This window comes from Mangrovimonas xylaniphaga (assembly GCF_001280435.1).
GTDB lineage: Bacteria > Bacteroidota > Bacteroidia > Flavobacteriales > Flavobacteriaceae > Mangrovimonas_A > Mangrovimonas_A xylaniphaga.
In genome coordinates this window covers 84,122-104,983 of sequence record NZ_LBIP01000017.1, presented here as the reverse complement: position 1 = coordinate 104,983, position 20,862 = coordinate 84,122, and the positions used below count along the sequence as shown (strand labels likewise).

The window sequence follows — 20,862 nt, the reverse complement described above, 5'->3', positions numbered from 1 at the left end:
ATAAATATTATTAGTCTAAGATTTCAGTTACCTGACCAGCACCTACTGTACGTCCACCTTCACGGATAGCGAAACGTAAACCTACGTTCATCGCGATTGGTTGGATCAATTCTACAGTAATAGTAAGGTTATCTCCAGGCATTACCATCTCAACTCCATCAGGAAGGCTAATGTTTCCTGTTACGTCAGTTGTACGTACGTAGAACTGTGGACGGTAGTTGTTGTGGAATGGAGTGTGACGTCCACCTTCTTCTTTCTTAAGGATATAAACCTCAGCTTTGAATTTTTTATGTGGAGTTACAGAACCTGGCTTAACGATTACCATACCTCTAGAGATTTGGTTTTTATCGATACCTCTTAATAAGATACCTGCGTTATCTCCAGCCTCACCTCTATCCAAGATTTGACGGAACATCTCGATACCAGTAATAGTAGAAGTCAATTTCTCAGCTCCCATACCGATGATCTCTACAGGATCTCCAGTTTTAGCAACACCAGTTTCGATACGTCCAGTTGCAACAGTACCACGACCTGTAATAGAGAATACGTCTTCGATAGGCATCAAGAATGGCTTATCCATATCACGTACTGGCTCTTCAATCCAAGCATCAACAGCTTCCATCAATTCCATTACTGTATCAACCCACTTTTGCTCACCGTTAAGTGCACCAAGAGCAGAACCAGCAATTACAGGACCGTTATCTCCATCATACTCATAGAAAGACAACAAATCTCTGATTTCCATTTCTACTAACTCTAAAAGCTCCTCATCATCAACCATATCAACTTTGTTCATGAAAACAACGATACGAGGAATACCTACCTGACGACCTAAAAGGATGTGCTCACGAGTTTGAGGCATAGGACCATCTGTTGCAGCAACCACCAAGATAGCACCATCCATTTGCGCAGCACCAGTTACCATGTTCTTTACGTAATCGGCGTGACCAGGACAATCTACGTGTGCGTAGTGACGATTTGCAGTCTGATACTCTACGTGAGATGTATTAATTGTAATACCTCTTTCCTTCTCTTCCGGAGCGTTATCAATTTGATCGAATGATCTTGCTTCAGATAAACCCGCATCAGCTAATACTTTTGTAATAGCGGCAGTTAAAGTTGTTTTACCGTGATCTACGTGTCCGATAGTACCAATGTTTAAGTGTGGTTTCGAACGATCAAAAGTTCCCTTTGCCATGTTTAATTTATTTAATCTTAATTTATATTAGTGTTCAAATTTAATTCACTGTAATATGAGCCAATGACGGGATTTGAACCCGTGACCTCTTCCTTACCAAGGAAACGCTCTACCCCTGAGCTACACCGGCTTTTTAAAAAGAGCGGGAGACCGGGTTCGAACCGGCGACATTCAGCTTGGAAGGCTGACGCTCTACCAACTGAGCTACTCCCGCTTTTTAAAAATTTAAATAGAGTAAAAAAGTGGGGAGAGCAGGATTCGAACCTGCGAAGACATAGTCAGCAGATTTACAGTCTGCCCTCGTTGGCCGCTTGAGTATCTCCCCAATGGTTTTTACAATATTTTAGATCATTTCTCTTAAAGAACTTGAGCCGATAGAGGGACTCGAACCCACGACCTGCTGATTACAAATCAGCTGCTCTAGCCAGCTGAGCTATATCGGCTTTTGATGCCTTTTTGTACAACAAAAAAGTCCGCTATTTCTAACGGACTGCAAATGTATATATTTATTTCTTTATTCAAAACATTTTTTGAAAAATTTTGTCATATATGTGTTCTTAATTTTTCTTTTCGCTTTTTGAGTTGGCGCTCCAAGGATGAAACGGCACTATCGGCCCCTTCTTCAAATGTCTTGCATTGTTTTTTAACGACAAGACTATCTCCGGGAACACTTACCCTGGCCTCGAAGATTTTATTCTCCTTAGCACTAGTATTTTCCACTTTCAGAAATACGTCAGACTGGATAACCCTGTCATAAAATAAATCTAATTTATCCATTCTCTTTTGGATAAACGCTATCAACTTTTTGTCTGCATTAAAGTTGACTGACTGTGTGTTTACTTTCATATGTTTAAAAATTTAAAAAGAATGTAAGACCGCTGCCCATAAAAAAAATTTAATTTTTCAAATTCCTATTTAAAAAATTAAATTCTGCTATAGGTATGGATGCAATCCTTCATTCTTAATGGTTAGACATTGAACAATTATCTATTCGTGTTTTTTACTTCTTGGATGTGCGTTTGAATACACCTTTTTCAACTCGTTTATACTGTTGTGGGTATAAACCTGTGTTGCTGCAAGACTGGAATGCCCAAGAAGTTCTTTTACTGCATTCATATTTGCACCTTGACTTAGTAAATGTGTGGCAAACGAGTGCCGCAATATGTGAGGGCTCCTTTTTACTTTTGTAGATGCCCTACTAAAATAATCATTTATAATTCTGTAAACAAGAGTTTCGTAAATTTTCACACCTTTTTTTGTCAAAAAAAGAAACGTTTCATCCACAATATTATCTAAAGAACTTCTTACCTCAAGGTACTGCTTGGTTGTTTGCACCACAGAATCTATTAACGGGATGATACGCTCTTTATTTCGCTTCCCTAGAACTTTTAACGTTTTATTAGCTAAATCCAAATCAGCCACCTTCAACTGTACCAATTCAATCCTCCTTACACCAGTTGCATAAAACAGCTCTATGATCAAACGGTCACGCAGACCTTCAAAATCGGTTTCGCATTGCAGTGCCGTGATTACCGAATTCATCTCGTCTTCGGAAAAAGGAACCTGTACCTTTTTTGGAGCTTTTAGCGCCTTATGTTTAGCCAATGGATTACTTTCCATCTCCCCTATCTTCACCATAAACTTATAATAGGAATTCAAGGACGATACCTTTCTATTGATACTGCGGTTACTTATTCCCTTTTCTACCAAGAAAACAATCCAGGTTCGTATTTGTCGATACTCTAAATCCTGTAACGACTGTTCTCCGTATTCCGAAGCGATAAATTCTTGAAAGTCTCCCAAATCTTTAGAATATGCCTTTATAGTAAGTAGGGCATATTTCTTTTCGTGCAGTAGGTAATCTGTAAAAGCTATTATGGACATATTCTCTATGGAATGAATATCATTAAAATTACAAAGTATTATTTACTTAAGTAACGGCAAAAAAAAATCCTGCGATTGCAGGATTTTAATTAAGAATATATTAATTCTTAGATGTTTTCTAGATCTCTAAGAGTCTGGATATATTGAGCTTTTTGAATTTGAGCTCTACGCTCTACTGATGGCTTAGTAAACTGCTTTCTAGTTTGCAATGCACGCTTTGTACCTGTTTTATCAAATTTACGCTTGTAACGTTTTAGCGCTCTATCTATATTTTCTCCTTCTTTAATTGGTATAATTAACATAGTGTCTTAACCTCCTCTCTTTTAGAATTTTTCGGTTGGCAAATATAAGAAGTAATCCATTAATTGCAACTAAAATGAAAAAAAATATTTACTCCTTATATAAAGACGACCTTTTCGTTAAATCCTGAATCAATTGTTCATCTTCTTCACTCTCCAACAAGGTGTTATAGGTTTTCCAAAATTCCTTGTTATATTGTTTCACAGAAAAGATATCCGGATTCCAATCCTTCTGAACTTCCAATGCAATCGCTTCTGGATCTACAATAATCTCCGTAAATAGGATTTCCTGTACCGAATAATAATAGCGTTCATTTGGATCGTAAGCTTCATTTTCATCTTTGGAAGAAACCTTTGCGCCCACATTGACCAATTTTGGAGTTTCATAATAAATGTAACTAGGATACATTTTATCATTATACTCCATATAGGTCATTACCAACTTATGGTTTACCTGTGTCCCGAACAAATTTTTACTTCTACTCTTTTGCTGAGGGGAAGACGCTACCAATTCGTATTCTATTTTCTTCACCGCGTAATTGTCCCAATAAATGTAAATCCAACCATTGGCCACATAACCGTCGTTATAAATTCCAGGTGTTTCCAGATTCACAAAATCGGTACTAGCATCAATCTTAATTTTATAAATCTTTCTACCATTATCCACCAAAACAGTATCCAATTCAAATTGATGGTTTTCTAACATGTGATCACCAAAAAGTGCTTTATTGGAATTAGTGTTTCTAAGTAAATTCAATTTCCCCTGAAACAAATGCTCCAAACCATTGGTCCTTCTATCATTCCATTTTATAGCTTTAACCAAGGAAGCCGTTGCAATGGTATCGCGTCTTAGGTTTTTAGCCCTTAGGTTTCTAAGCTTCTTTTCCTGCTTCAAATAAGCTGTATAGGCCAACAAACTATCTACATCGCGCAAATCATAACTCTTGCGCATTTCATCTACATTAATCTTTAAGTTTACGTCGGCATCGGAAGTAAAACTGGAATCGTACAGGGTAATAGCGCTTTCTATGAGCCACTTGAATTCCTTTTTGTTTCGTTCCTTATGTCTTAAAAAACCTTTTTGAACATATGGTTCCTCAGGGAAATTGTCCCCCAATTTCTCCAAGGCCCGCTCCACAATTTCGTTTCCTGTTTCTGGTCTTGTTTCAGCCACCAAAAGAATCTCATCCAAGGAAGCAATATCTTCCTCCAAATAAATTTCCATGCTGTTGTCAAATTCACCAACTGGCACTTTATAACTCTTATACCCAATGGAAGATATTACCAAGGTGTCCTTTGCAAACTCGTTAGGAACCAAAAGGACAAACTTTCCATCGGCGTTACTTACCGTACCAATTGTTGTGTTTTGAACATAGATACTGGCACTTTCTACAGGCATCAATGTTGCAAAATCCACAATTTTATTTTTGAGCTCCTTTTGCGCAAAGGAAGGCATAACACAAAAGCCGATAGCCATAGCAAATAGAACCTTAAAATGGGGACTTCTCATAAAATATTAAGTTGCTGGTTTATAATCTTTTTTATCGATTACCATTTTGGAAATGATCTCACGAAGAATTTCGGAAGTACCTCCTCCAATAGGCCCTAGCCTACTATCTCTTAACAGGCGAGCCAGTGGATAATCTTCCATATAACCATACCCACCTAAAAACTGCAAACAACCATAGATTACCTCATCCGCCATCTTGGTAGATTGCAGTTTGGAAATGGTCGCTTCCTTAACCACATACTCTCCTTTATTCAGTCTATTGGCTACAGAATAATTGTACTCCTTGCACAATTCCATAAAACTGTACATATCGGCATACTTGTGTCTTAAGGCTTGGTATTGATCTATGGATTTACCGAAAGTTTTTCTTTCAGACATATATTGAAGCGCATACTCCAAAGCATACTCTGCTCTAGCGTGGGCGTTCACTCCCATAATCAATCTTTCCAAAGCAAAGTGCTGCATGATATAAGGGAATCCTTTACCTTCTTCTCCCATTAAATTAGAAGCTGGCACCACCACATTGTCAAAAGCAATTTCCGCAGTATCTGAAGCTCTCCATCCCAATTTATCCAATTTAGAAGCAGAGATTCCTGGGGTATCCTTATCAATCACAAACATACTAATACCTTTATTCCCCAATTCTGGGTTTGTCTTGGCAGCCACCACCATATAGTCACAGTAATAACCATTGGTGATAAATGTTTTTGAGCCGTTAATTACATAAGAATCTCCTTCTTTAACCGCTGTAGTTCGCATTCCTGCCACATCACTTCCTCCAAAAGGCTCACTTACACAAAGGGCTCCAATTTTGGTTCCAGCAATACTAGGTTCCAAATATCTCTTTTTAATATCGTGGTTGCCTTCTTTATTCAAATGCGTCATGGCCAAATAGGTGTGCGCCCAAATGGCTGCAGCAAATCCTCCTGAATTCACTTTCTGTAATTCTTCCAAAAGAATCACGGTATAAAACAAATCTAAATCAAGTCCTCCATAGGCCTCAGGATAAGGCAATCCAAGGTATCCCATCTCGCCAAACTTCTCCCAAATAAACCGTTCTATAGTTCCGGTTTTTTCCCATTTATCTATATGTGGTACGACTTCTTTTTTTAAAAATTCCTTAAGGCTTTCGCGAAAAAGCTGATGTTCTTCAGTGAAGTACATGCTATTCATAAATATAGTATTCTAGAGTTAATTAAGCGTCAAATATAGCTTAATTATCTCAAACCGATGAACCGGAAAGTCTTTTACTTTTGTTAATTCCTCCAGCGATTTAAACCCCTCTCGAAGCGTCCGTTCTTCAATGATTTTATGGGCAATTTCATAGTCAATATACTTAATGGTCACCAGCTCATCTCGGGAAGCTGTGTTCAACTTTACCTTACTTAAATTCTCCGGTTCCTTCACAAAAAATAGTTCGGACATGCGCTCGATGACCTCAGGTGACAGACCATATACCTCCTGCAACTGTACCATCGATATAAAGCCTGAAGACAATGTTTTTCTATAATCCATGATCCGTTTGGAAAGCACTTCTCCAATACCGTTCACTTTCCTTAAATCCTCTTGACTCGCCTTATTTAAATCTATTTTTGTTATTGGAGAATTTACTTTATTGGATTTCGGTTTTGCTTCAGAAGTATTCGTCACCCAATCTGGGAATTTAAAATAAGGCGCCATAGCATTCAACAATGAATCTGAAACCATTGTGACCTGTTGGAATTCCTCTTTGGAATTCACCCATTTCCCTTGTTCCCTAAAATGAAGTAATCTGTCAATTTCTTCATTGCTCATCCCTAAAGTATAGCCTTTGTAATCCGTAATAAAGTTTGGGTTGAATGGAAAGATTTTTGGTTGGCGTTTTTCGATTTCAACAGCTTTAAGAAAATCGATCTCCTTTTGAAATTTCTCAAGACTTTCATTGTCAAAATCAATTTCCTTCCTTGGAAAATCTACAAAGAAATACACCAATTGAAGAATAACAATTAGGCTCAATAAAGACAAAATCCCATTCCGTTGTTGTTTGGTAAACACGAAATGGGATTTTATATTTTTCATTTGATTTGTTTTTACATATGCTCGGTCAAATCCTTTGCACCTTCTTCCAATGCATCATGTTTCACCTCGATGGCTTCCATATATTTCCCTAGCTCTCTACGAATAATTGGAGCCAAGATTACCACACCAATAATGTTTGGTACTACCATGGCAAAAATCATGGCGTCGGAGAAATCAATAACAGCTCCAAGGCTGATGGACGATCCTACAACCACAAAAAACAAGAATAAAATCTTATATACTAAATCTGATGTTTTTCCTTTCCCAAACAAAAACACCCAACCTTGCATTCCGTAGTAAGACCAAGAAATCATAGTAGAAAATGCAAATAGGATTACTGCTAAGGTCAACACAACAGAGAAATGAGGAATCACAGAGTCAAACGCAATGGCTGTTAACTCTACACCTTCCTTAATTGGCACTCCGTATTCCATAAATTGCCCATTGAAATTAGTAATTACAATCACCAAAGCAGTCATAGTACAGATAACCACGGTATCTACAAATGGTTCCAAAAGCGCTACAATTCCTTCAGAGGCTGGATACTTAGTTCTTACTGCCGAGTGAGCAATAGCTGCCGAACCAACACCTGCTTCATTGGAAAATGCACCACGACGAATCCCTTGGATCATCACTCCTACAAGACCTCCCGCGATTCCCAGTCCTGAAAAGGCTCCATCATAAATCAACGCAAAAGCATCATCGATAAGTGTGAAGTTAGCTCCTAAAATAATCAAGGCTGCCAACACATAAATCCCAGCCATGAACGGTACAATTTTTTCCGTTACAGAAGCAATTCTTTTGATTCCTCCAATAATCACTACGGCTACAATAACCGCCATTACAATACCAAAGTACATACCAGCATTGGAAACGTCTTGCAATTCAAACAACTTAATAAATTGAGCTGCCGCTTGATTGGCTTGGAACATGTTTCCTCCTCCAAAAGAACCACCAATTACAAATACAGCAAATAAAACTGCCAATATCTTTCCAAAGCCAGCCATTCCTTTTTCCTTAAGACCTTTCGTCAAGTAGTACATTGGTCCTCCGTAAACGGTTCCATCTTTTCCAACGTCTCTATACTTCACCCCTAAGGTACATTCTGCAAATTTAGAAGCCATCCCTAAAAGTCCAGCCATAATCATCCAAAAGGTTGCCCCTGGACCACCGATAGACAAGGCTACGGCCACACCAGCAATATTTCCCAAACCTACAGTGGCAGAAAGTGCAGCTGTAAGGGCCTGGAAGTGGGACACTTCTCCTTCCGCACTATCATCCCTTAAGGTTTCAATGATATTTTCATGATCGTTAGGCGTCACATCCCCATACAAAGTATCGGCTCCATGCTTTTCGATATCTTCATATTTCCCCTGTACCACTCTAATTGCCGTACGGAAACCTGTAATATTTATGAATTTGAAATAAACGGTAAAATATATAGCACCTCCTATCAACACAATAAGCACCCACGGAATACTGTAGGTCTCTGAAAAGGGAATTTCCTTGAAAATCCACTCTACAAACCATCCGGTATAGTCCTTAAAAAAGGCATCGATTTTTTCGGAAGTTGACTCTTGGGCAAAAGTTAAAATTGGTAATAAAACTGAAAGTAACGATAGAAGATATTTCTTCATATGGAATTTTAAATTTAGTTATTTCTTAATTAATTATTGTTAGGGTCGCCAAGATGCTAAAAAAAATTGAACTAATAAAGCCTTGGTTGTTAAAATCAAAAATTAACTACCTGATATTGTAGACCGAATTCAGTTTTTGAATCTGCTCCGGACGCCCTAAAACAATGATCTTGGAGTTAACTCCCAACTTCATTTCAGCCTCTGGATTTACAATATATTCCCCGGCGCCATTTTTAAACCCGATGATATTGCATCCCGTTTTATTGCGCAAATCCAAATCTCGAATGGTCTTTTCATCGGCATCACTGCAAAGCTTTGCCACTTCAATTTCTTCAATATTCACATGCGACCTTCCTACGATGGAAAGGTTGTCTATAAACTCAATCAAATCTGGAACCACGACCAAGGAAGCCATATGGTCCCCTCCAATTTTATCGGGAAGAATGACATTGTCTGCCCCTGCCAATTTCAATTTATTATAGGTTGTCTCCTGTGAAGCCCTACTAATGATTCTCAAGTTCTTATTAATTTGCCTCGCGGAAAGTACCACAAACAAATTATCGGCATCATTTGGCAACGCCGAAATCAACGTGCTTGCTCTATTAATACCTGCCCTGTGGAGCACCTCATCTTCATTGGCATTCCCGTGAATGAAATTTACCAGTTCACTTTCAAACTTATCAATAAGTTCCTTATTCTGCTCAACGACTACAAATGGCTTATTGTACGCTATCAACTTTTTGGCCGCCTGTGTCCCGTTTCGGCCATACCCACATATAATGATATGGTCCTGAAGTTGGTCAATTCGCTTTTGCATATTCTTTTGTTTTAATTCTTCAAAACTATTTTGGCTTAGCAAATACTCTGTCAATACACTTATTACATACCCCACAATTACTATGCTCGTCAAAATCAAAAACACCGTAAAAATTTTGGATTGATCATCCAACGGACGCACCTCTCCAAACCCCACCGTAGTAATGGTAATAACCGTCATGTAGAGGGCATCAATCCAATTATAACCAGAAATGATTCTAAACCCAATCATTCCCGAAAAGACCAAAAAAGCCAACAGCAATATAGCGATGGTTGTTTTGGATTTGGAAAGACGAAGTAAGGTGCTGTTCATATATTATAGATCAAAAACCGAAGAACGTTTGGTATAGAGTAAGTCCTTGACACGCATTAAAAAGGAAAGAATCAAATACAGGGCAAAACCAAAACCAAGGGTTACAAAGGTCAAGTAAATAAAGGACGTCCTTACCACTTTGGCCCTAATCCCCAAACGGTCGGCAATACGTTGACACACATAATAGCCGTGTTTCTGAAAATGCAGTAATATCTTGTAGAATATATTCATTAAAACAAATTTGATGATTTTAAATTACAAAAAAAAGCCACTTTCGAAAAAGTGGCTTTTTAAAACTATATATTCCGTTTAGAGATGAATTATAGCATCTGCATTCCCATCTGGATCACCGTTAACGGTTCCATCTGCGGAAGGATTACCTAACAATAAAACTCCTGCTGCATGTGGTGCCGCCATGGAAGTTCCGCTTATGCTATTATAACCACCATTTTTCCATGTAGAATAAACACCTACTCCAGGCGCACAATAATCTACTGGAGGATTGCCGTAGTTTGAAAAGTACGCCCAATTATCATCAGAATCCATAGCCGAAATGGTATAGATATTAGCTCCATTGGCTCTTGCTGGTGAATGACTATCGGCATTGTTTGATTCATTTCCTGCCGCCAACACAAACTTCACACCCGATTCTGCTGCTGCCGCAATAACCGCATTATCCAAAATCTGAGATACACCTCCGCCCAAACTCATATTGGCAACATCACCTGCTTCTCCTTCAGCCTTAACATAATCCACACCCGCAATAACTCCTGACAAACTGCCACTTCCGCGACGGTCCAATACACGAACCGCCACAACCGTTGTCCCAGGTGCAACACCTACAGAACCAAAATTATTATCCAAAGCTGCAATGGTTCCTGCCACATGGGTTCCATGACCATTTTGATCATCGGCACTGTTTGCCCCAGAACCAGATAAGAACGAGACACTTCTAGAAACATCCACGTTCAAATCGGGATGGTCCAAATCTATACCCGAATCAATAACCCATGCCGTATGGCTTGAAGCTGTGTTTCCACCACCAACTCTAGTAGTTCCGTAAGGTATTTGTTGTGTATCGCTAGTCCCTGTATTTCCTCCTCCTGGTTTTCCTTTATAGGGAGAAATGCTCATGGTGAAATTTTGCTCAATCCTCAAAACTCTTGGATCGTTCTGTAAATTTTGTAATTGGGCTTCAGATAAATTGGCAGCAAAACCATTTACAGCATGGCCAAAGGTTGCAGTAATATTGGAATCCTCCAACCCTATTGCTTCAAACTCATTTAAAAACGAACGTTTTAACCCATTCATTTGCGAGGTATATTCCTGAAGTGTTTTCACCTTTGGCAAAGGTGCCATTCTTTGGTTGGCGTTATTATACACTACAATATAACTTCCAGGAATCACTTTTGACTCCATAAAAGACACCGTTTCTATTTCTTCATCTACTTGATCGGTTGAATCTGGTTGACAATTAAAAATTGTCAAACCTAAAGTCCCCATTAAAGAATACTTAATAATTGATTTTAGCTCCATCTTTTTTAATTTTTATTCATTCAAATGTTAATTTATTTAACAATTTAAATTTTTAAGCCGAAAACGAAGAAAATAAATTCTTAAAACATTAAGCTATTAGACCAACTGTAGAATATTGGCGCCAATCGCACAGTCAAGACACTTTTGCCTTTCACAATAGTTCCTCTTTAACTGAATTAAGGCTTGGGATTGTAGCGCGTTTTGACATTTTATCCCCAAATTGGCAAAGGCAGAAAGCAAACTATTACTTTCTGCATGAATCTGTTGCGCCAATTGCACCACATTATCAATCTCCTTTCCATTGGCTTTGCAATGGGCAAATTTTATTGGGATAATAGTATTGATAAGAAGTAAGTCGACGAAGGTTTTGGTCAATCGTTTTTTAGACGGCTTGGAGCTTTTGCCAAAAGAATAGTGGGTTTCCCAATACAGTGACGTTTCACAATCCAAAACCTTATAATAATCTTCAAGGGAGTTGAGTTCCATAAGTTTTGAAAACAATTGCTTTTCATTTGCATATAGACTTGCCAACTGCGATAATCTGATAGTCGGAAAATTTGGTGGCCGCAACCTAAAAAATTGCGGTGCTAAAACAGACACATTGGAAAGCTGAAATTTCCGCTTCAGAAATCCATACTCATTTTGAAGTTTCAAATAGTAAACATCTTCCAATTCACTGTCCAACCAACCGCACTGCCCAAAGAAAAGTGCTTCCAATCCAAATTGGTTGCTCTGCAATTTTCTGACTACGGAAAAATCAACTGACAGTGCCAAACTGAAAAATGCGTCGCCATTGACTTTCAATCCAAAGTTTTTGGCCAACATTTTGAACAATACAGCCTCCCAATCATTTTTGGAATTTGAAAGCAATTTCTCAATAGTTTGGTGCTTCTGCTCCAAACGTTCTATATATAGACGCTCCAACCAATTGTTTAAAACAAACCGATCAATTTTGGACAGATTGTCTTCACAATAAATCCATTTATTCCCTTTGGAATATAGTTCGGAATAGGTGTTCAGCAACATTTTGTCTACTGTGTCCTTTAATTGCAAAGTGGGAATTTCGGAATTATCTTTTCTGAAAATTTCGGTATCATGTTCCCATACCACATGTAAAATCACATTGTCGTAAGCTTGGTCCTGTTCATGTCCATGTACATACCAATCGGAAGATTTTACATGCACCTCAACATTACCCGCCCACAACTGCTCCCCAATTTTAATCTGTGCATTGAAAAAATCGGGGCCGGAATCTGTATTATGCTGCCCTACATGCAATGGGGCCACAGTTTCCCCGGAAGTGATTTTCAGGTTCTGTGCCTTGCGGATTTTATATTTCCAGAGATAATGTAGAAAATCTTCTTGCATCTCTTAAAAATAAGAAATATTTACAACGCAACACTCTGAAAAACAAACACAAGAAAATAATCTTACATTCTTTACTCAATATACCCCATTTTCCTCATCCAGTCATTATTGTACATTTTCCCCACATAGCGGCTTCCATGGTCATGAAACAGTACCACTACCACATCATCCTTGGTAAAATGCTCCTTCAACTGTAGCAGTCCTTTTACGGCTGCTCCAGCAGAATTCCCGAGAAACATTCCTTCTTCTTTTGCCAATAATTGGGTGTAAATGGCTGCATCCTTATCGGTGACTTTGGTAAATCCATCAATAATACTAAAGTCTACATTTTTTGGTAGAATATCTTCCCCTATTCCTTCTGTGACGTAAGGATAGATTTCCTTCTCATCAAAAATACCCGTTTCATGATATTTTTTAAAAACACTGCCATAGGTATCAATTCCCCAGACCTTAATATTGGGATTTTGCTCCTTTAAATAACGCCCTACACCTGAGATTGTTCCTCCAGTACCTACTCCCACCACAAAATGGGTTACTTTCCCATCCGTCTGTTTCCAGATTTCAGGTCCTGTACTTTCGTAATGTGCTTTGGTATTACTAGGATTATCATATTGATTGACATACCACGAATTTGGAATTTCCTTTGCCAACCTCTTCGCTACGGAATAATAACTTTGGGGATCGTCAGGAGCCACAGCTGTTGGGCACACTACTACTTCTGCTCCCATCGCCCTAAGTACATCCATTTTTTCCTTGGACTGTTTGTCGTTGATGACAAAAATACATTTGTAACCTTTTACAATGGCTGCTAGTGCCAATCCCATTCCTGTATTTCCGGAAGTTCCTTCAATAATAGTGCCTCCAGGCTGCAGTCTTCCATCTGCTTCGGCATCTTCTATCATCGTTAAGGCCATTCGGTCCTTTACAGAATTTCCCGGGTTGAATGTTTCGTATTTCGCCAATACCAAACAAGGCAATTCTGCGGTAAGTTTATTGAGTTTCACCATAGGGGTGTTCCCAATGGTTCCTAAGATATTTTCTGCGTAGTCCATGCTTTAAAATTACCATAAATAAACAAATGGCAAAAGTTAAAGATGTCACCTTCTTCTAATTATTCGAACCTGATGGCTTTGACTGGAGAAATTCTAGTAACAATATATGAAGGCACCAACAACATGAGCATACAGGCCAAGAAGCAACCTATATTCAACAACAATATATTTTTAAAACTCACGTAAACTGGAATGGTCGTCATATAGTATTGTTCAGGGTTTGGGAATTGCAAAACACCAAAATAATATTGGATAGCCAAAAGTGACAGCCCAATTAAATTTCCCCAGAATAATCCCAAACCTACTAGGTATGTAGCGTTGTAGAGAAACACTTTTCGAATGCTCCAATTGGAACTTCCTAAAGCTTTTAGAATACCTATCATTTGAGTACGTTCCAAAATCAATACCAAGAGCGCCGTAATCATATTGATCCCCGCCACGATAATCATGATTCCAATAACCCCATAGGTATTATTGTCGAAAATATTTATCCATTCAAAAATTGAAATGTATTTCTCGGTAATGGTTTCCGCATTAAGGTTGGAAGGTGTTGCCTCATAAATCTCTAGTCCCTTTTCTTCAATTTTATCAAAATCATCAATAAATACCTCAAAATTTCCAACTTGATCTGATTGCCATTTGTTAAGCCTTTGAACCTGCTTCAAGTCACCAATAATAAAGGTCTTGTCAAAATCCTGAAACCCGGAATTATAAATTCCTACCACCGTAAACTTTCTGATATTTGGAATTTGATTGGCATCCTCCTTTCCAAACACCATCTGAAAAGAATCTCCTACCTCAAACTTTAACCTATTGGCAATGTATTGAGATATCAACACCTCATTCCCCATCTGCTCACCAAATTCTGGCAAACGTCCTTCAACTAAAAAATCCTGGATATATTTCCAATTGTAATCCTGCCCTACACCTTTCAACACCACCCCTTCAAAATCGGTTTCGGTGCGGATGACCCCAAACTTCTTGGCCACGCCTTGTACATGCGAAATGCCCTCTATTCCTTTAAATTCGGGATAAAACTCTTGATTTAAAGATACCGGTATTTCTGACTCATCAGAGACATTGGTATCATAGTTGGAAATGGTGACGTGCCCATTAAAGGCCACAACTTTATCGCGTATCTTTTTTTGAAGGCCCAACCCAGTGGCCACGGCAATAAGCATAACTATTATTCCTATGGCTATGGCGGTAATGCCAATTTTTATAATTGGGGCCGAAACACTACTTTTATACGCTTTACTGCCAATAATGCGTTTAGCTAAGAAAAATTCGTAATTCAAAATACTTTTATGCGATTAACCGTTTTCAAAAATACAGTTTTATTATTTGTTTTAATAGCGTTTTCATGTGGAAACATTGCCACTTCCGAAGCTGGTGCCAACGCTTCCAATTTTTCAGACTTTAGTTATACCTCCAAGGAAGTTGACCTTGATGCTCCCATTGCAGTTGGCGCCAACCAAACCGAAGCCTACTTACCTTTATTACAAGGAAAAAAAATTGGGATTGTGGCCAATCAAACCTCTGTGATCTTTCATAAAAAAGGTTACACCCATTTGGTGGATTCTTTAGTTGCCTTAAAAACAAATGTTGTAAAAGTATTTGCACCCGAGCATGGTTTTAGAGGCACTGCCGATGCCGGAGAACATGTAAAAGACGGCATCGATTCCAAAACCAAATTACCAATCATTTCTCTTTATGGAAGCAACAAAAAGCCATCAGCAACTCAATTGGAAGGTTTAGATTTAGTGATATTTGACATCCAAGATGTGGGGGCTCGCTTTTACACCTACATCTCAACCTTACATTATGTCATGGAAGCTTGTGCCGAACAAAACATCCCTGTGCTGATTTTGGATCGCCCTAACCCTAACGGACATTATATAGACGGCCCTATTTTAGAAAAGGAATACAAAAGTTTTGTAGGCATGCACCCTGTACCGGTGGTACACGGAATGACCATTGGGGAATATGCCAAAATGATCAATGGCGAACATTGGCTGGACAATGGAGTTACGTGTGATTTGGCGGTAATTCCGGTTCAGAATTATGCCCATCAAAGAAGCTATAGTCTTCCCATTGCGCCGTCTCCAAACTTACCTTCCGATAAAGCCATTAACCTATACCCTAGTCTTTGCTTTTTTGAGGGCACCAATGTAAGTGCTGGACGTGGGACTCCTAAACCATTCGAAATCTACGGAAGTCCATATTTAGATAAAAGCATATACACATTTAAGTTTTTACCACAACCCAATGCTGGCTCCAAACAACCTAAGCATAAAGGGATGTTATGCTATGGGGAAAACCTAAGTGACTCTCCAACCTTAGCGCGTTTAGATTTGAATTATTTGATTAATGCCTACCAAAACACGATAGATAAACCTATCTTTTTCAACGACTTTTTCACCAAATTGGCAGGAACCAAAACCTTACAAAAGCAAATTGAAAAGCGCCACACGGCAGACGAAATCAAAAAAACTTGGGTGCGTGGTCTAAAAGCCTACGACCAAATGCGCCAGCCTTATCTTATTTATAAGTAAGGACTATTCCCGATTTAAAAGTTGAAGCGCACGTAACGGATAATCAGTAATAATACTGTTGACCCTATAATCAATCATTCTTTGGATGTGGGCGGTTTCATTAACCGTCCACGGAATGATTTTATAGCCCAAAGCTTGATAATTAGCTACAGTTTCCGCTGAAAGAAGTTCAAAATACGGACTGATGATTTCTGGTTGAAAACTGAGTTCTTTAAGTTTCTCTTCAATGGATTCCGTTTCATCTACCAAAAGCGCGACGGACATTTCGGGCGCTTGTTTTTTCACTTCTTCTAGAATTCTCACGTCAAAGGACTGTAAGTTGCAACGCTCAAACACCTGCTTTTCTTCAATATCCGTCAACACCAATTGCACAAAATCTGCTGGCTCTGGAGTGTACAGCACATCATAATCCGGTCTTGCTTTCAACTCAATATTATAGGCAATATGCTTATTTAAACTATCCGCCAAATCAAACACTTCTGTCATAAGCGGCTTAAAAGTTCGCATATTTTGTTGCTCCGGAAATCTTGGATGTTGTTTGCTCCCACAATCGAATTGCCTTATGGAATCATAGGTCATTTCATAAAGGTTATATGCCATATCATCTACAAGGGGAATTTCATTGCTAAAGGGATCCAAACAATAAAACCTACTGATAAAAGGCTCATGGGACACCACGACCTTTCGGTCCTTGGACACCACCACATCCATTTCCAAAGTTTGCACACCAACCTCTACGGCTCTTTGAAATGCTGGCAGTGAATTTTCGGGAAGCATCCCCCTGCAGCCTCTGTGGCCCTGCACCCAGATAAACTGTTTGGAATTACAATTGGTCATAATTGCGATAAGTAAGAAATAACATGCGGCTTTATAAATCTTCATTGACTGGTAAAATTGTGGGCTTTTTATATTTCTGAAAAGGTTGTGTCAACAAATTTCCCAAATTGCCATTCTCCTCTTCATTTGGAAATACATCCACGCCGTACACCAATTTATCTCTATCCAACTCCATATAAGTCCCTAACAAACGGTCCCAAATAGAAAAAATATTTCCATAATTGGAATCCGTATAAGGCAACATATAATGGTGGTGGACCTTATGCATATCTGGAGACACAAAAAAATAACTTAAGAATGTATCCAAACGTTTGGGCATTTTAATATTAGCATGTGTCCATTGGGTAAACACCACCGAAAGCGATTGGTAAATAAACACCAAAGCAATGGGAGTACCAATGACCACCACCCCAAACAAGGTAAACACAAACCGAATGACACTTTCTATGGGATGGTGACGGTTGGCCGTAGTGGTATCAACATTATGGTCGGTGTGGTGAACGAGATGCACCATCCACAAGGGTTTTACTTTGTGTTCTACATAATGAGCCAAATAGGCACCAAAGAAATCCAGCAACAACACTCCCAAAAGCGCATACAACCAAAGCGGCATCTCTGGCAGCCAATTCAGAATTCCGAAGTTATGCTCTTGGACCCAATTGGCTGTTTTGAACAACAAAAAGGCCAAAAATAAATTGACCAAAGCCGTAGTTAACGTAAAAAACAAATTGGGGATGGCATGTCGCCATTTGTGGTACTTGAATTGAAATAAAGGCGCAGCGCCCTCCAACATCCAAAAAAAGGCAATCCCTCCAACCAAAATAATGCTTCGGTGGAGCGAAGGGATGGTTTCGAAGTAATCAATAATAGATTCCAAGGAGAAAAGTTTTGACTAAAGATACTAAAAATGCGTTCTCCTAAACTTCCTTTTGTTGAGAATCGCCTAAAGCTTAATACGCTTTTTCATTTCTTCCACAATATTGAAAGCCGCTGGGCAAATGGCCACGTTCTTTAACGTGAGATTGGAGATTTGCTGAAACTTTTTTCTATCGGTATGAGGATATTCCCTGCAAGCTTTGGGCCTTACTTCATAAATCGAACAATAATTGTCTGCTCCCAAAAACGTACAAGGCACACTTTGCAACACGTAGTCATTATCCTCATCTACCCTTAAAAATTCATCGATAAATTTGGATGGTTTCATACGGAAATGCTTTGCAATCCTATCCACATCCTTATCCGTAAACAAAGGTCCCGTAGTTTTGCAGCAATTGGCACATTCCAAACAATTGGTACGCTGAAACTCTTCCTCGTGCAACTCCTGCATGATATAGTCCAATTGCTTAGGTGGTTTTTTTTTAAGCTTGGCAAAGAAGGTTTTGTTTTCCTTATGTTTATCTTTGGCCTGTTTTGGTAGATTTTTGATGATGTCTTCCATGCTGCAAAAATAAGAAACTCCTAAGATACCATCACCAAGCACCCAACTATTAACAGTACTGCCATGAAAGATTTATTTGGACAAGCCCTTTTGGATTACCACCAAGGTAATTACACGGAAGATTTGAAAACCTCTACCAATATTTCGGAGGAAGATGAACTGCCGCTTCCCTATCTTTTTAGAAGTTATAAGGACATGCCCAAATTGGAACAAAAGGCACTTCAACTTGCCAAAGGAAAGGTCTTGGATGTAGGTTGCGGTGCAGGCAGCCATAGTCTGTATTTACAGGAAAAAGGACTAAAAGTTAAAGCCATCGATATTTCTGAAGGAGCCGTTACCGTTGCCAAAGATAGAGGTGTTATAAATGCTGAAGTTCTTCCCGTTCTGGAAGAAGCCCAAACATTCGATACCATTTTGCTTTTGATGAACGGCACTGGAATCTTCCAAGAACTTTCCCAAGTAGCTACCTACCTAAACCATTTAAAGTCCCTATTGAATCCAAATGGGCAAATTTTAATCGACTCTTCAGATATCAAATACATGTATGAAGACGAAGATGGTGGTTTGTGGATTGACACCAATGCCAATTATTACGGCGAACTGGATTACTTTTTAAGCTATAAAGGAGAAGAAGAACTTCCAATGAAATGGCTGTACCTTGACTTCAATACGCTCTACACTGCCTGCACTTCTGTTGGACTAAAATGTGAACTCGTAAAGGAAGGAGCCCACTTTGATTATTTGGCAAGGCTTAGCCTGTAATCATATTCAAAGCTTTATCTCCTATTCTGCAACATTTCCAAATACAATTCCTCCACTTTAGTCCTAGCCCAAGGTGTTCGTCTAAGGAATGTCAAACTGGATTTAATGGAAGGATTATGTGTAAAGCAGCGAATATTGACCATATACCCCATGTACTCCCAACCATAATGTTCGTGAAGTTCAGTCACCATTTGTTTTAAGGTGATGCCGTGTAATGGGTTATTGGGCTGCTCCATGATTTCAAAAATTAGTTACGAGGCTCGTTAGATCGTCTTCCTCTATAACGTTTTGGCTTTTTATTTTTGGATGTGGTATTCTTTGATCCTTCACTTTTAGAATTCGCTTGGCCAGTTTTTGGTCGGCGTGATTTCTGATTTCTATTCCCTTGCCCTGGTTTTATGGGCTCTGTAGACGCATTGGGATCAGGCTCGAAGCCTTCCAATATTTCCACAGGAATCTTCTCTCCCACCAACTTTTCTATATCCTTCAAATAGGTGGTTTCATCGGCGCTTACCAAAGAAATGGCTTCACCACTAGCACCAGCTCTACCAGTTCTTCCTATACGATGTACATAATCTTCAGAAATGTTGGGCAGTTCAAAATTCACCACATGCGGCAATAAAGGAATGTCCAATCCGCGGGCAGCAATATCCGTTGCCACCAACACATTGATGCTTCCATCCTTAAAGCCTGCCAAAGCTTTGGTACGGGCACCTTGACTTTTATTGCCGTGGATTGCCGCTGCCGTAATGCCACTAGAGATCATCTTTTTGGTAAGTTTGTTGGCGCCATGCTTGGTACGAGTAAAGACCAAGACCTGTTTCCAGTTGCCTTCACTAATCAACTTTATGATCAAGCCTGTTTTTTTGCCTTTGGCAACGCGATAGACTTTTTGATTAATCGCTTCGGCTGTTGAATTTTCAGGGGTTGCCTCCACTTGAACAGGATGGCTCAAAATACTATGGGCCAGCTTTTTGATGTCCTTGGAAAAGGTAGCCGAAAACAATAAGTTTTGACGCTTGGCAGGAATCATTTTCATGATTTTTTCAATATCGCGTAAAAACCCCATGTCCAACATTCGGTCAGCTTCATCCAATACAAAGAATTCCACTTTAGCCAAAGACAACAACTTTTGATTGTGCAAGTCCATCAATCTCCCTGGAGTAGCAATCAATACGTCAACTCCTTTTCTTAAGGTTGCCACTTGTGGATTTTGGTTAACCCCTCCAAAAATAACTGCAGATTTAATATCAAGAAACGTGCTATACTCCTTCACGTTGTCATGTACTTGAGCCGCCAATTCCCGCGTAGGCGTCAACACCAAGGCACGAATTGGGCGATTTCTTAAAGGAGCCTCTTGAGACAATAAGTGTAACATTGGCAAAGTAAACCCTGCGGTTTTTCCGGTTCCGGTTTGTGCCGATGCCAAGACATCTTTCCCTTCTAAAATGGATGGAATTGCTTTTTGTTGAATTGGAGACGGTTCGGTATACCCTTTTTTATCTACCGCTTTTAAGATGGCTTCTGTTAGCCCGAGTGCTTTAAATGACATATAAATTGTTTGGAAATGACAATCTATAGTGTAGCGTCATTCTTTTT

At 39.1% G+C, this 20,862-nt stretch carries 21 protein-coding genes and 4 tRNA genes; 2 read left to right on the top strand and 23 right to left on the bottom strand.

The window, feature by feature from the left end:
- Positions 1-10: 10 nt before the first annotated feature.
- The 18 genes from tuf to ZA06_RS10310 all read right to left on the bottom strand — a co-directional run bounded on the left by tuf (position 11) and on the right by ZA06_RS10310 (position 14,969).
- Entirely contained in the window at positions 11-1,198 is a 1,188-nt protein-coding gene (gene tuf / locus ZA06_RS10395; RefSeq protein WP_053977403.1) for an elongation factor Tu, read from the bottom strand.
- Positions 1,199-1,256: 58 nt separating this feature from the next.
- A tRNA-Thr gene (locus tag ZA06_RS10390) sits at positions 1,257-1,328 on the bottom strand.
- Between the two features lie 11 nt (positions 1,329-1,339).
- Positions 1,340-1,412 (bottom strand) — tRNA-Gly (locus tag ZA06_RS10385).
- A 29-nt stretch (positions 1,413-1,441) separates the two neighbouring features.
- Positions 1,442-1,523, bottom strand: a tRNA-Tyr gene (locus tag ZA06_RS10380).
- A gap of 44 nt (positions 1,524-1,567) precedes the next feature.
- A tRNA-Thr gene (locus ZA06_RS10375) sits at positions 1,568-1,641 on the bottom strand.
- A 100-nt stretch (positions 1,642-1,741) separates the two neighbouring features.
- The gene (gene hpf, locus ZA06_RS10370; protein WP_053977402.1) at positions 1,742-2,044 is read right to left on the bottom strand and encodes a ribosome hibernation-promoting factor, HPF/YfiA family; all 303 of its coding nucleotides are present in this window, start codon (positions 2,042-2,044) and stop codon (positions 1,742-1,744) included.
- 141 nt (positions 2,045-2,185) lie between these two features.
- On the bottom strand, positions 2,186-3,082 hold the full coding sequence (locus ZA06_RS10365; protein ID WP_053977401.1) for a tyrosine-type recombinase/integrase: 897 nt from the start codon (positions 3,080-3,082) through the stop codon (positions 2,186-2,188).
- Between the two features lie 107 nt (positions 3,083-3,189).
- Positions 3,190-3,384 carry a 30S ribosomal protein S21 gene (gene rpsU, locus ZA06_RS10360; protein ID WP_053977400.1) on the bottom strand — a complete coding sequence of 65 codons (195 nt, stop codon included), beginning with the start codon at positions 3,382-3,384 and terminating at the stop codon, positions 3,190-3,192.
- Positions 3,385-3,472: 88 nt separating this feature from the next.
- Positions 3,473-4,891 (bottom strand): carboxypeptidase-like regulatory domain-containing protein, encoded by a 1,419-nt coding sequence (locus ZA06_RS10355; protein WP_053977399.1) that lies wholly within the window; start codon positions 4,889-4,891, stop codon positions 3,473-3,475.
- A gap of 6 nt (positions 4,892-4,897) precedes the next feature.
- On the bottom strand, positions 4,898-6,064 hold the full coding sequence (locus tag ZA06_RS10350) for an acyl-CoA dehydrogenase family protein (protein ID WP_053977398.1): 1,167 nt from the start codon (positions 6,062-6,064) through the stop codon (positions 4,898-4,900).
- Between the two features lie 18 nt (positions 6,065-6,082).
- On the bottom strand, positions 6,083-6,949 hold the full coding sequence (locus tag ZA06_RS10345; protein WP_053977397.1) for a ComEA family DNA-binding protein: 867 nt from the start codon (positions 6,947-6,949) through the stop codon (positions 6,083-6,085).
- Positions 6,950-6,960: 11 nt separating this feature from the next.
- A complete protein-coding gene (locus tag ZA06_RS10340) occupies positions 6,961-8,586 on the bottom strand; it encodes an alanine/glycine:cation symporter family protein (protein ID WP_053977396.1) in 1,626 nt (541 codons plus the stop codon).
- A gap of 106 nt (positions 8,587-8,692) precedes the next feature.
- Complete coding sequence (locus ZA06_RS10335; protein WP_053977395.1) at positions 8,693-9,715, bottom strand: potassium channel family protein; 1,023 nt, start codon at positions 9,713-9,715, stop codon at positions 8,693-8,695.
- 3 nt (positions 9,716-9,718) lie between these two features.
- A complete protein-coding gene (locus ZA06_RS10330) occupies positions 9,719-9,946 on the bottom strand; it encodes a PspC domain-containing protein (protein WP_053977394.1) in 228 nt (75 codons plus the stop codon).
- A gap of 78 nt (positions 9,947-10,024) precedes the next feature.
- A complete protein-coding gene (locus ZA06_RS10325; RefSeq protein ID WP_205625708.1) occupies positions 10,025-11,251 on the bottom strand; it encodes a S8 family serine peptidase in 1,227 nt (408 codons plus the stop codon).
- Between the two features lie 96 nt (positions 11,252-11,347).
- Entirely contained in the window at positions 11,348-12,619 is a 1,272-nt protein-coding gene (locus ZA06_RS10320) for a DUF2851 family protein (RefSeq protein WP_053977393.1), read from the bottom strand.
- Between the two features lie 71 nt (positions 12,620-12,690).
- Positions 12,691-13,671: a PLP-dependent cysteine synthase family protein gene (locus ZA06_RS10315; protein ID WP_053977392.1), complete on the bottom strand. Its 981-nt coding sequence runs from the start codon at positions 13,669-13,671 to the stop codon at positions 12,691-12,693.
- A gap of 59 nt (positions 13,672-13,730) precedes the next feature.
- The gene (locus ZA06_RS10310; protein WP_053977391.1) at positions 13,731-14,969 is read right to left on the bottom strand and encodes an ABC transporter permease; all 1,239 of its coding nucleotides are present in this window, start codon (positions 14,967-14,969) and stop codon (positions 13,731-13,733) included.
- A 9-nt stretch (positions 14,970-14,978) separates the two neighbouring features.
- Between ZA06_RS10310 and ZA06_RS10305 the strand changes: the two genes are divergently transcribed.
- Positions 14,979-16,226, top strand: coding sequence for an exo-beta-N-acetylmuramidase NamZ family protein (locus tag ZA06_RS10305; protein ID WP_053977390.1), 1,248 nt, complete (start codon positions 14,979-14,981; stop codon positions 16,224-16,226).
- Positions 16,227-16,229: 3 nt separating this feature from the next.
- On the opposite strand, the gene ZA06_RS10300 is transcribed toward ZA06_RS10305, so the two are convergent.
- The 3 genes from ZA06_RS10300 to ZA06_RS10290 all read right to left on the bottom strand — a co-directional run bounded on the left by ZA06_RS10300 (position 16,230) and on the right by ZA06_RS10290 (position 18,501).
- Positions 16,230-17,108, bottom strand: a complete 879-nt coding sequence (locus ZA06_RS10300) for a glycerophosphodiester phosphodiesterase family protein (protein ID WP_240472239.1) — start codon at positions 17,106-17,108, stop codon at positions 16,230-16,232.
- Positions 17,095-17,940: a sterol desaturase family protein gene (locus tag ZA06_RS10295; RefSeq protein ID WP_053977389.1), complete on the bottom strand. Its 846-nt coding sequence runs from the start codon at positions 17,938-17,940 to the stop codon at positions 17,095-17,097. The genes ZA06_RS10300 and ZA06_RS10295 overlap by 14 nt, the downstream gene beginning before the upstream one ends.
- Positions 17,941-18,006: 66 nt before the next feature.
- Positions 18,007-18,501, bottom strand: a complete 495-nt coding sequence (locus ZA06_RS10290; RefSeq protein WP_053977388.1) for a YkgJ family cysteine cluster protein — start codon at positions 18,499-18,501, stop codon at positions 18,007-18,009.
- 63 nt (positions 18,502-18,564) lie between these two features.
- Here ZA06_RS10290 and ZA06_RS10285 point away from each other — a divergent pair, with 63 nt between their 5' ends.
- Entirely contained in the window at positions 18,565-19,263 is a 699-nt protein-coding gene (locus ZA06_RS10285; RefSeq protein WP_053977387.1) for a class I SAM-dependent methyltransferase, read from the top strand.
- A 14-nt stretch (positions 19,264-19,277) separates the two neighbouring features.
- Here the strand turns inward: ZA06_RS10285 and ZA06_RS10280 are convergent, their stop codons facing one another.
- Positions 19,278-19,499, bottom strand: a complete 222-nt coding sequence (locus ZA06_RS10280; protein ID WP_053977386.1) for a VF530 family protein — start codon at positions 19,497-19,499, stop codon at positions 19,278-19,280.
- A gap of 11 nt (positions 19,500-19,510) precedes the next feature.
- Complete coding sequence (locus ZA06_RS10275; protein WP_053977385.1) at positions 19,511-20,815, bottom strand: DEAD/DEAH box helicase; 1,305 nt, start codon at positions 20,813-20,815, stop codon at positions 19,511-19,513.
- Between the last annotated feature and the right edge of the window lie 47 nt (positions 20,816-20,862).

What these genes read in the sequence shown, in the direction of transcription:
- ZA06_RS10315 (WP_053977392.1), bottom strand. Translation starts at nt 13,671, where the DNA reads ATGGACTACGCAGAAAATATCTTAGGAACCATTGGGAACACCCCTATG.
- ZA06_RS10280 (WP_053977386.1), bottom strand. Translation starts at nt 19,499, where the DNA reads ATGGAGCAGCCCAATAACCCATTACACGGCATCACCTTAAAACAAATG.
- ZA06_RS10335 (WP_053977395.1), bottom strand. Translation starts at nt 9,715, where the DNA reads ATGAACAGCACCTTACTTCGTCTTTCCAAATCCAAAACAACCATCGCT.
- tuf (WP_053977403.1), bottom strand. Translation starts at nt 1,198, where the DNA reads ATGGCAAAGGGAACTTTTGATCGTTCGAAACCACACTTAAACATTGGT.
- hpf (WP_053977402.1), bottom strand. Translation starts at nt 2,044, where the DNA reads ATGAAAGTAAACACACAGTCAGTCAACTTTAATGCAGACAAAAAGTTG.
- rpsU (WP_053977400.1), bottom strand. Translation starts at nt 3,384, where the DNA reads ATGTTAATTATACCAATTAAAGAAGGAGAAAATATAGATAGAGCGCTA.
- ZA06_RS10325 (WP_205625708.1), bottom strand. Translation starts at nt 11,251, where the DNA reads ATGGAGCTAAAATCAATTATTAAGTATTCTTTAATGGGGACTTTAGGT.
- ZA06_RS10285 (WP_053977387.1), top strand. Translation starts at nt 18,565, where the DNA reads ATGAAAGATTTATTTGGACAAGCCCTTTTGGATTACCACCAAGGTAAT.
- ZA06_RS10275 (WP_053977385.1), bottom strand. Translation starts at nt 20,815, where the DNA reads ATGTCATTTAAAGCACTCGGGCTAACAGAAGCCATCTTAAAAGCGGTA.
- ZA06_RS10355 (WP_053977399.1), bottom strand. Translation starts at nt 4,891, where the DNA reads ATGAGAAGTCCCCATTTTAAGGTTCTATTTGCTATGGCTATCGGCTTT.
- ZA06_RS10305 (WP_053977390.1), top strand. Translation starts at nt 14,979, where the DNA reads ATGCGATTAACCGTTTTCAAAAATACAGTTTTATTATTTGTTTTAATA.
- ZA06_RS10340 (WP_053977396.1), bottom strand. Translation starts at nt 8,586, where the DNA reads ATGAAGAAATATCTTCTATCGTTACTTTCAGTTTTATTACCAATTTTA.
- ZA06_RS10290 (WP_053977388.1), bottom strand. Translation starts at nt 18,501, where the DNA reads ATGGAAGACATCATCAAAAATCTACCAAAACAGGCCAAAGATAAACAT.
- ZA06_RS10330 (WP_053977394.1), bottom strand. Translation starts at nt 9,946, where the DNA reads ATGAATATATTCTACAAGATATTACTGCATTTTCAGAAACACGGCTAT.
- ZA06_RS10320 (WP_053977393.1), bottom strand. Translation starts at nt 12,619, where the DNA reads ATGCAAGAAGATTTTCTACATTATCTCTGGAAATATAAAATCCGCAAG.
- ZA06_RS10365 (WP_053977401.1), bottom strand. Translation starts at nt 3,082, where the DNA reads ATGTCCATAATAGCTTTTACAGATTACCTACTGCACGAAAAGAAATAT.
- ZA06_RS10345 (WP_053977397.1), bottom strand. Translation starts at nt 6,949, where the DNA reads ATGAAAAATATAAAATCCCATTTCGTGTTTACCAAACAACAACGGAAT.
- ZA06_RS10350 (WP_053977398.1), bottom strand. Translation starts at nt 6,064, where the DNA reads ATGAATAGCATGTACTTCACTGAAGAACATCAGCTTTTTCGCGAAAGC.
- ZA06_RS10300 (WP_240472239.1), bottom strand. Translation starts at nt 17,108, where the DNA reads ATGAAGATTTATAAAGCCGCATGTTATTTCTTACTTATCGCAATTATG.